The sequence below is a fragment of the Kribbella qitaiheensis genome, assembly GCF_014217565.1.
Lineage (GTDB): Bacteria > Actinomycetota > Actinomycetes > Propionibacteriales > Kribbellaceae > Kribbella > Kribbella qitaiheensis_A.
In genome coordinates this window covers 640,231-649,503 of record NZ_CP043661.1, presented here as the reverse complement: position 1 = coordinate 649,503, position 9,273 = coordinate 640,231, and the positions used below count along the sequence as shown (strand labels likewise).

The window sequence follows — 9,273 nt, the reverse complement described above, 5'->3', positions numbered from 1 at the left end:
ATTTTCTTCGCACTGGAATAAACATGCCGGGATATGCAGCTATCGATCGCCACGCGCGTCGACAGGACTCGATTTGGTGCAATACGGCATGATCGACAACGGGCCGTCGGGACGATGGCCCGGAATGGCTGGGCCCTGACCCTGGTTCTTGGACACGCTGAATCCAGCCATGTGCTGGGGAAGCGAGATGATCAGGACCATGGCCCGCAAGAACTACTCCGAGGAGTTCCGTCGGCAGGCCGTTGACTTGTACGAGTCCACTCCGGGAGCGACGCTGCGCGGGATCGCAGCCGATCTCGGGGTCGAGCGGGCGACCCTGGCACGCTGGGTCGACCTGTACGGGACGGACAAGAAGACGACCGCCGACGGCAGCACCATCAGCAGTTCGTCCAGGCCCCGTCGGCGTGAGACGCCGACCGGTGCTGGACCGGAGTCGCCGGAGGCGAGGATCGCCCGGCTCGAGGCCGAGAACGCGCAGTTGCGGGCGGAGCAGGCCAAGCTCACCACCGAACGGGAGATCCTGCGCCAGGCGGCCAAGTATTTCGCCGGGGAGACGAACTGGTGAACCGCTTCCAGTTCGTCGCCGACCACTCCACCACCTCCTGCCTCGGCTGGGGCGTGAAGCGGCTGTGCATGCTCGTCGACATCGAGCGTTCGTCGTACTACGCGTGGCTGAAGGCCGCCCCTGCCCGCGCCGAGCGGGCCGAGGCCGACGCAGCGTTGGCGGTACGGATCCGGGCCGTCCACGACGACGACAAGACCCAGGGTGCTCCGCGGATCACCGCCGAACTCAACGACGGCGCAGACGCCGGTGAGCGGGTGAACCACAAGCGGGTCGCCCGGGTGATGCGCGAGCACGGCATCGCCGGCTACCGGCGCCGCCGCAAGGTCCGCACCACAATCCCCGAGCCAGCCGATCAGAAGGTGCCCGACCTGCTGAAGCGGGACTTCACCGCCGACGCCCCGAACCAGCGCTACGTCGGCGACATCACCTACCTACCACTTGCCGACGGCAACAACCTGTACCTGGCAACGGTCATCGACTGCTACTCCCGCCGGCTGGCCGGCTGGGCTGTCGCCGACCACATGCGCACTGAACTGGTCGAAGACGCCCTCAAAGCCGCCGAACTCACCCGAGGCAGCCTGGCCGGATCCGTGTTCCACAGCGACCACGGATCGGTCTACACGTCGAAGGACTACGCCAACCTCTGCAACGCCCTCGGCGTGACCCAGTCCATGGGTGCGGTCGGCACGAGCGCCGACAACGCACTCGCCGAGTCGTTCAACGCGACCCTCAAAAGAGAGGTCCTCCAAGACCACAACTCCTGGCCCGACGAGGCCACCTGCCGCCGCGAAGTGTTCCGATGGGTCACCCGCTACAACACCCGCAGGCGACACTCCTGGTGCCGCTACCACTCCCCGAACACCTACGAAACCCTCTACCCCGCTACGCTCCCATCAGCGGCATAATCCACCACCCGTGTCCACGAACCGGGGGTAAGGCCCGCTGGCGCCGTATGGTGGACGGCACCATCCGAAATTCACTGGGGAAGGAGGTCTGCGAAGCTTTCAACGATCTGATCAGGTTGACCAGGCTGCTACAGCAGGTCGTTCTTTGTATACGCAACCAAGGGCGTGGGGCCCAAATGCGCCAGGGCACAATGATGCCACTGCATTGCGAGGCAACACTCGGCATCCCTGATTCAAACACTTGCACATCTCTCTGAGTAGATCATTTGAAGTGATCTTTTTTGCAACTACTTCAAGTACGGACCGCCCGAACCATCTCCGTATATTTGAACCTTGGGGGATCTTTTGCCCAACCACTCGAGAACCGCGGTGAAATTTGTTAGATGGCCGATCGAAGAGGAGGTGCGTTCCCATTGCAAGAACGAGGGAATTCCGTGCCTGCTGGTCGTCGAAGCAGGGGTTGAACCGCCCGTCTGCAGTGACCCCCGGGAGGACTGGGTACGCCCGCCCATCTCCCGGTCGGATCTCGACGCCCGCGTCGAGGCCCTGTTCACCAGGGTGTACGGCTCGCGTGTCCCCCGGCTGGACTCCGTGGGCACCTTGTACTTCGACGACCAGCTGGTCACCATCTCGTCAGCGCAGATCAAACTGATGGAACTGTTCGTCGAGCGGTTCGGCGAAGTCGTGTCGAGAAACGAACTGTCGCAGCGTCTCAACGACTGCACCTCGGCCCCGACCCGCAACTCGCTCGACCTGCACATCATGAGGCTGCGGCGCCGGCTCGGCGACGTGAACCTCGCGATCAGGACGGCCTGGGGGCAGGGCTACGTCCTCGAAGCACCTGAGGCATAGGCACCGCCAGGTGTGCTCCGGCATCCTGCGGCGCACACCGGATGTTCACCGGGGACCATGGCTACCTGCCAGCCATGGTCCCTCGTTCATCTCCCGGCCACCGCGGTGAGGTGCCCAACTCAAGTTGGCGTGCCGCTGGGGACGAGGGCTTGGTGAACTTCCCCGCGGAGCCGGCGAAGTTCAGGGAACGGAAGGTGGATCCGGCTGGCGATGTAGCCCGCTCCGGAACTGCCCGCGGTGCCGGGCTGTTCGCCGAGCATCGCCGAGATCATCCCGAGGTGGGCGATCTTCCACCGCCAGAAGCCGTTCCCGATGTCGATCAACGCCTCCGCGACCCGGTGCAGTACGCCAGTGCTCGCGCCGAGCCGGCAGACGGTGCCGACGGACATTCCCTGGGCCGCGACGTAGCCTTCGAACGCGGCGAACAAGCCATCCGGCCGCTCGTCGTTGCCGAGCAGATCATCCAGTTGATGGAACTGCTGCGACTGAGCGCCACTCGCGGTGCCCAAATGTGGCCGGAACTCCGCGAAGTGCCGCAGGGGCATCTTTTCCAGCGCCACCAGCTGATCGTGGAGCAGACCCATCAGACTGCTGACCCGGTCCAGGTACTCCACGCTCAGGTTGGCGTCGGGGTTTCCGTAGTCCGGACGCAGCGCGTCGGTCGCCGCGAGCAGGTCGACGATGATCTGCTTCAGCCAGATCTCGGATGCCTGGTGGGCGACGATAAAGAAGTGCTCGGCGAGCACGACCTCGCGATCCGCCGTGTTGGAGGTTCGGGGCTCCTGCATGGACAGCAGCTTGTCGAGCTGCAGATAGTCGGCGTAGGTGAGGCTGGCCATGGCGCTACCGGACGTTCCGGTCCTGGACGAAGGCCAGTAGTTCGGCCACGCCGGACTTCAGTACCTCGGGATCGACGCAGAAGGCGATCCGGACCAGGTCGCCGGCCTTCGCGTCGGTCTCCATCGCCACGAGTGCTCCCCGGTCGTCAAGCTGCGGGCGCAGCCCGAAGCCCGATCCCGGTACCACAGCAACACCGCGCTCCTCGAGCAGCTGGGCGGTGAAGTCTTCCGCCGACAGACCCGTGCAGCTGATGTCGAGCATCGCGTACCACCCACCGGCCGGTAGCTCACGCAACAGTCCGGCGTCGCGGAGCGCGGGCAGCACCTCGTCCCGGTTCTGCTGCACCAGCTTCCGGTTGACCTCCGCCGCCGCGGGCATCTGGAGCGCCGCGATTCCGCCGTACTGAACCGGGGTCGGCGGGGCGATGATGCCCGCCTCCTGGACCACCCGCAGGGCGGCGGCGGCCGCATCGGTCGCCGTCACCACGTAGCCGAGCCGGTACCCCGTCATCGCCAGGCTCTTGGAGAAGGTGAAGACGCTGTGCACTATGCGCTGGTCGTCGGGAAGGTCGCGCTCCATGCTGGCCATCGACACATGGTTGCCCTCGTACACAAAGTGCTCGTACGCCTCGTCACTGATCAGCTGCCAGCCGCGTTCACGGCCGAGCGCGAGTAGAGCTCGCAGCCGGTCCGCATCCATCACAGCACCGGTCGGATTGGACGGTGAGTTCACCAGCAGGATGCGCGTGTTCGGCCCCGATACGGCAGCGATGGAGTCGGGGTCCGGGAAGTGCGATTCGTCCAAGGCGTAGAAGATAGGACGCAGACCGGCGAGCAGGGCCTGCTGCACATGAATCGGCCAGTGCAGCTCAGGCAGCAGAATCTCGGTACCCGGTTCGGCCATGGACAGCAGCAGCGCTGACAATCCCTGACAGGAACCCGGGGTGACGAAGATCCTCGAGATGGGTGTGTCGAGGCCGTTCTCCAGGTCCAGCTTCGTAGCCAGTCCGCGCCGCAACTCCGCCAGCCCCTCGACGTCGGTGTACGACGTCCGGCCGGCCCGCTGCGCGTCGGCAATCGCCTCGGCGACCTCCGCCGGTGGGGTGAAATAGGGCTCACCGACATGGAGTCTGATCACCGGTGAACCGGTGGCCAGTTCCCTGGCGTCGGCAGCGCGGAAGATCTCGTGGAGCGACGACGACGGAATCGCGGTCGCAACAGGTGGATGGCTCATCGCTTCGGTCCCCAACTCGTAGTCATAGGCGCGGTCGCCTCTCGTATCAGGTCAGTGCGGCGGTTGTCTGCGGCTAGCTGGTGCGGCCCCCGTCCACTGGAATCAGCGCTCCAGTGATCCAGCCGGAGAAGTCGGGATCGAGCAGGTTCGACACCCAGCGGGCGACCTCATCGCCTTCACCGAACCTGGCCATCGGCGTACCGGCCAGCAGGTTTTCGCGGAGCGTGCCGGTCTGCTCCTCAGTCAGGCCGAGCTCCTCCCACATTGGCGTGTCCACCGGGCCCGGCAGGACGGCGTTGATGCGCACCCCGGGTGCCAGTTCGCGCGCCAGTGACCGGGTGAGGCTGTTCAGCGCCGCCTTACTGGCCCCGTAGAACGAGCGTCCCGGCATCGAGAGCACACCCGCTACGGACGACACGTTGACGACCGAACCGGCGTTCTCGCGTAGCTGCGGCAACGCGCAGCGGATCATCGCGGCCGGACCGCGCACGTTCACCGCCCACATCGCGTCCAGTTCGTCCGGATCGATCTCGTCGATCGCCCCGAAGCGGGCCAATCCGGCGTTGTTGACCACCCCGTCGAGCCGGCCGAACCGATCGACTGCACAAGCAATGATCTCCTCGGCCCCACCCGGCGCGCCGACATCGGCCGAGATGATCTGGACCGGTTCGTCGATCCCGTCGGCGGTCTCCTTCAGCGCAGCCTCGCGGCGGCCGGCAATAGTGACCAAGGCGCCGTTGCGGGCCAGGTGCCGGGCGATCGCCCGGCCGATACCAGATCCGGCACCGGTCACGATGATCGAACGTTCCGCGATGCTCACGGCAACGACCTCCGTCGGTGGGCGTCAACGCTGATCTCGGCGAGCACCTCGTCGATCAGGCCGCCAACGTCCTGGAAGACGTGGAAGTGGCCACCCGCGCGACGGCGTACGGAAAATGGGCCGGTGGTGACATCACCCCACTCGGCGAGCTGCTGCTCGTCCACCAGCGGATCCCCGATGCCGTGGTAGCAAAGGACCGGGCAGTCGAGTGACGGCGGCGCGACCGGTGGTTGGTACAGCTCGTTGGTCCTGACGTCCGAGCGCAGTGTCGGCAGCAGCACGCTGCGCAGGTCGGTGTCCGCAGCGATTTCGGGCTCGACTCCCCCGAACCCACACACGATCGACCACAGCTCATCGTCGTCGCGAAGATGAGTGTCGCCTCCACCGGCCAGCCGCGGGGGCGGCGATGCGGAGATCACGAGTTGTAGAGGCGGTACTCCGCTGCGATGCAACGCCAACGCGGTCTCGTAGCCGACCAGTGCGCCGAGACTGTGCCCGAACAGGACCACCGGGGCCGGTTCCAGTGCCAGCAGCTCCGCGCTGATCTGGGCCGCCATCCGGCTGATGTCCTCCACCGCCGGCTCGGCGTACCGGTCACCGCGACCGGGGTACTGAGCAACGACCAGCTCGACCTGCTGCGGCAGCTCGGCAGACAAGCCGGCATAGCTCGCCGCCGACCCACCGGCATGCGGCAAACAGACGAGTCGCATTGCAGGACTGGGGATTGCGGGCGACCGCCGGAGCCAAGCTCGACCAGTACTACGGGCCATGACCTCCACCTCACGCTCAAGCCGACAAGCTCAAATCGGACTTCGAGCGTCGCATTGCCACCCAGGGCCGGGGCCAGAATCTTTCCGCTCTCAGTCACATCGTGAAAGAAGTACGCAAGACACCTCGAACCGGCCGCAGCACCTTGTAACGCTGTCCCGTGCCGTCTGTACCGGCACCTGCCCGAACCCGTGTCCGGTCTGTTTCCAGGAGGCAGAGATGAGCCCCGTCGATCTACTCGAACTGACGGATCACGCGACCTTCGTCGACCATGAGCCACGTGACTACTGGCAGGAGGTCCGGGCCGAGCGCCCCGTCTACTGGCATGAGTCCCCCGGCGAACTGCCCGGCTTCTGGGTCGTCTCCCGACACGCGGACGTCCAGTCGTCGTACGCCAACGCGAAACAGCTGAGCTCGGCCCGCGGAACAGTGCTGGACGTCCTACTGCGAGGCGACGACTCCGCCAGCGGGAAAATGCTCGCCGTCACCGACCGCCCCCGGCACCAGCAGCTGCGCAATCTGATGCTCCGAGCGTTCTCGCCCCGGGTCCTCGGAGCGGTGGCCGAACGGGTCGAGCAACGGACGAGCCGGCTGATCCGCAGGGTGGCCGAGCTGGGATCGTTCGACTTCGCGACCGAGGTCGCCGAGCACATCCCGATGAGCACGATCTGCGACCTGCTGTCCATCCCGGACGGCGACCGCGCGGAGCTGCTCAAGTGGAACAAGCTGGCTCTGTCCTCCGACAGCGCCGAGGTCGACGAGTTGGACGCCCTGGTCGCCCGCAACAACATCGTGCTGTATTTCACGGATCTGGCCAAACATCGCCGCGAGACGCCCGGCGACGACGTCGTGACCATGATCGCCACCTCCGAGGTCGACGGGCGCCTGCTCACCTACGAGGAGGTCGCCCTGAACTGCTACAGCCTCATCCTGGGCGGTGACGAGTCCTCCCGCGTCTCGGCGGTCGGCGCAGTCAAGGCACTGGCCGAGAACCCTCAGCAGTGGGCGAACCTACGGGCCGGGAACGTCGCCCTAGAGGACGCCGTCGAAGAGGTACTGCGCTGGGTCACGCCTGCCATGCACTTCGCCCGTACGGCGCTCACCGATCTGGAGATCGGCGATCAGGCGGTCCGGGGCCGGCGACATCGTCACGTTGTGGAACACCTCGGCCAACGACGACGAGGCCGTCTTCACCGATCCTCGCAGCTTCGATCTCGCGCGGAAGCCCAACAAGCACGTCACGTTGGGCCACGGGCCGCACTTCTGTGTCGGAGCCTTCCTTGGCCGGGCCGAGTTGCGGGCTTTGCTGTCCGCCCTGGCGTCCTCCGTGCGGTCGATCGAACTCGACGGACCGCCCGCACGGATCTACTCCAACTTCCTCTACGGTCACAGCAGCCTACCGACCACCTTCAGCTGACTCAGGCCGCCTTCTCCACTGCGCGGGCCAGCTCGGAGATGGTGGTTGCCTCGAACAACGACCGCATCGGCACCTTGATGCCGAGGTCCTGCCTGATCCGCGCGGCCAGCTTCGTGGCCAGGACAGAGTGCCCGCCGATGTCGAAGAAGTTCTGGTCCGGTGTCACCACCGGCAGATCCAGGATCTCGGCGACGATCGCACAGAGGATCTCGTCGTACGCCATGCCGTCCTGCCAACCGGCTTCCTGCTTCACCGGCTCGCTGCGAGCCGACTCGGTCCGCAGGGCGGCGCGATCGATCTTCCCGTTCGACGTGGTCGGGAGCTGATCAAGCACAGTGACGGTCGACGGGACCATGTGCTCCGGCAGCGACTGGCCGACGTGCAAGCGCAGTTCGCCTGCTGTCACCTCCATCCCCGCGGACGTCGTCACGTAGGCGACCACGCGGGCGTCGGCCAGATCGCCTTCAACCGCGGCGACCGCGAGGTCAACAGCTGGGTGGCCGGCCAATGCGGCCTCGACCTCACCGAGCTCGACCCGGAAGCCGCGCACCTTGACCTGGGCGTCGGCGCGGCCCGCGAACAGCAGTTCGCCGTCCGCTCGGCAAGAGCCCCGGTCCCCCGACCTGTACATCCGGCTGCCGGGCTCGCCGTTCGGGTCGGGCACGAAACGCGTCGCGGTGATTCCGGGTCGGTTGAGATAGCCACGGGCGAGTCCAGGACCAGCGAGGTAGAGCTCGCCTTCTTGGCCGTCGGCGACCATTTGCACCTGGTCGTCGAGGACGTAGACGCTGTCCCCAGTCCAAGCCGTGCCGATCGTGATCTCGTCGCCGTCGTCGATCGGTCCGCTCAGTGTCGAGCCGACCGTCACCTCGGTAGGACCGTAGCCATTGAACATCCGGCGACCGGGTGCCCACTTGCGCACCAACGTCGGTGTACAAGCATCCCCCGTCGACATCACCGTTCCGCCCGGCAGCAAACTCTCCGCATCAGTGACGCTGAGCGCCACCGGCGGCAGGGTCGCATGCGTGATCTCGTATCTGAGCAGGGTTTCACGCAGCGGATCGCCCGGCAGAACGTCATCGGACGAGGCCATCACGAGGGCTGCGCCGGACAGCAGCGCCAAAGTGATGTCCCAGAACGCGGCGTCGAAACTGATCGATGCCCACTGCAGGACCCGATCGCCCGGACCGACGCCGATCCGCTCAGCATGCGTCGCGATCATGTCGGCTGTGCCCACGTGGGTCACCGCGACGCCCTTCGGCGTACCGGTTGAGCCAGAGGTGTAGATCACGTACATCAGATGGGATGCGTACAACGGCGACAGTCGATCGCCGTCCGCGAGGTCGCTGGCTGCCTCTCGCTCGCATTGCGCACGCAAGTCGGGATCATCGACCACGTACTCTGCGAGCTCCGCACTCGGGTTGGCCACCTCGTCCGACCGTACGAGGAGCGCGGGCTCCGCGTCAGTGAGCATGTAGGCGAGCCGGTCGGCGGGGTACGTCGGGTCGAGCGGCAGGTATGCGCCGCCTGCCTTGAGCACGGCCAGTAGGACCGTGATCAGATCGGCCGACCGCGGTACCGCTACCGCCACCAACGAGTCAGGGCCGACGCCCAGCGCGATGAAGCGTCTGGCCAGTTGGTTCGCGCGCACGTTCAGCTCGGCGTACGTCGAAGCGGTGTCATCGAAGATCACCGCCGGCGCATCGGGGAATCGGGCAACCGTCGACTCGAACAACTCCGGAACCGTGGACAAAGCCCAACTCCTTAGCTCAGCGGCGTATAGATGCGTGACCCGTTGCGGATCCTAGGGAAAGAACCTCAGTCGGAACCACCACACTGACAGAAACCGGACAGGGCAACGGCGATTCCCCAA

At 65.9% G+C, this 9,273-nt stretch carries 7 protein-coding genes; 2 read left to right on the top strand and 5 right to left on the bottom strand.

Annotated elements, in window-relative coordinates; translation table 11 throughout:
- Positions 1-199: 199 nt before the first annotated feature.
- Together F1D05_RS02815 and F1D05_RS02810 are read left to right on the top strand one after the other, a co-directional pair.
- Positions 200-1,470 (top strand): IS3 family transposase gene (locus F1D05_RS02815; protein ID WP_185448958.1). Its coding sequence is split into 2 segments (ribosomal slippage): positions 200-545 and positions 545-1,470, totalling 1,272 coding nucleotides; the frame shifts between segments, so codons are not numbered across the junction.
- A gap of 402 nt (positions 1,471-1,872) precedes the next feature.
- Positions 1,873-2,322 carry a helix-turn-helix domain-containing protein gene (locus F1D05_RS02810; protein WP_206686058.1) on the top strand — a complete coding sequence of 150 codons (450 nt, stop codon included), beginning with the start codon at positions 1,873-1,875 and terminating at the stop codon, positions 2,320-2,322.
- A gap of 119 nt (positions 2,323-2,441) precedes the next feature.
- On the opposite strand, the gene F1D05_RS02805 is transcribed toward F1D05_RS02810, so the two are convergent.
- The 5 genes from F1D05_RS02805 to F1D05_RS02780 form a co-directional block, all read right to left on the bottom strand.
- Positions 2,442-3,161, bottom strand: coding sequence for a tryptophan 2,3-dioxygenase family protein (locus F1D05_RS02805; protein ID WP_185445866.1), 720 nt, complete (start codon positions 3,159-3,161; stop codon positions 2,442-2,444).
- A gap of 4 nt (positions 3,162-3,165) precedes the next feature.
- Positions 3,166-4,395 (bottom strand): pyridoxal phosphate-dependent aminotransferase, encoded by a 1,230-nt coding sequence (locus F1D05_RS02800; RefSeq protein ID WP_185445865.1) that lies wholly within the window; start codon positions 4,393-4,395, stop codon positions 3,166-3,168.
- Between the two features lie 73 nt (positions 4,396-4,468).
- Complete coding sequence (locus F1D05_RS02795; RefSeq protein WP_185445864.1) at positions 4,469-5,215, bottom strand: SDR family NAD(P)-dependent oxidoreductase; 747 nt, start codon at positions 5,213-5,215, stop codon at positions 4,469-4,471.
- Positions 5,212-5,925 (bottom strand): thioesterase II family protein, encoded by a 714-nt coding sequence (locus F1D05_RS02790; RefSeq protein WP_185445863.1) that lies wholly within the window; start codon positions 5,923-5,925, stop codon positions 5,212-5,214. Before F1D05_RS02790 ends, F1D05_RS02795 begins: the two co-directional genes overlap by 4 nt.
- A gap of 1,476 nt (positions 5,926-7,401) precedes the next feature.
- Positions 7,402-9,153: a non-ribosomal peptide synthetase gene (locus F1D05_RS02780; RefSeq protein ID WP_185445862.1), complete on the bottom strand. Its 1,752-nt coding sequence runs from the start codon at positions 9,151-9,153 to the stop codon at positions 7,402-7,404.
- Between the last annotated feature and the right edge of the window lie 120 nt (positions 9,154-9,273).

What these genes read in the sequence shown, in the direction of transcription:
- F1D05_RS02805 (WP_185445866.1), bottom strand. Translation starts at nt 3,161, where the DNA reads ATGGCCAGCCTCACCTACGCCGACTATCTGCAGCTCGACAAGCTGCTG.
- F1D05_RS02800 (WP_185445865.1), bottom strand. Translation starts at nt 4,395, where the DNA reads ATGAGCCATCCACCTGTTGCGACCGCGATTCCGTCGTCGTCGCTCCAC.
- F1D05_RS02790 (WP_185445863.1), bottom strand. Translation starts at nt 5,925, where the DNA reads ATGCGACTCGTCTGTTTGCCGCATGCCGGTGGGTCGGCGGCGAGCTAT.